1 protein-coding gene is annotated in these 437 nt (G+C 69.8%); it reads left to right on the top strand.

Annotation, left to right across the window (positions count from 1 at the left end; translation table 11 throughout):
• A partial coding sequence (locus Q5762_RS37195; RefSeq protein ID WP_315896731.1) for a condensation domain-containing protein occupies positions 1–437 on the top strand: 437 nt, incomplete at both ends.

Raw genomic sequence — 437 nt, 5'->3', positions numbered from 1 at the left:
TGGAGGCGGCGTGGAACGCGGTGGTGGAGCGGCACGACATGCTGCGCGCGGTCTTCACCGACGACGGCCGGCAGCGGGTACTCCCCGGTGTCCCCGCTTACGCCTTCGGACGGGAGGACGTACGCGGTTTCGCGGCCGACGACCGTGAGGCGCGGCTGGCATCGGTACGGGAGCGGATCGCCGGGCACGTACGCGAACCGGAGGCTTGGCCGCTGTTCGAGATCGCCACGACGCGGCTGGACGAGGAACGCACCCGCATCCATGTCGCGATCGATCTGCTCATCGCGGACGGCACGACACTCGGCAGGATCGTCGACGAGTGGGGTGCGCTCTACCGGGACGAGAAGGCAGGGCTTGCCCTCCCAGGGGTTTCGTTCCGGGATTATGTGGGGGCTCTGGAGCGGGTCGAGGAGTCGGTGGGGTTCGTGGCGGCGCGG

The sequence above is a fragment of the Streptomyces sp. P9(2023) genome, assembly GCF_032436795.1.
Lineage (GTDB): Bacteria > Actinomycetota > Actinomycetes > Streptomycetales > Streptomycetaceae > Streptomyces.
Note: the sequence above shows the minus strand (reverse complement) of the source record. Positions and strands in the feature narration are given on the sequence as shown.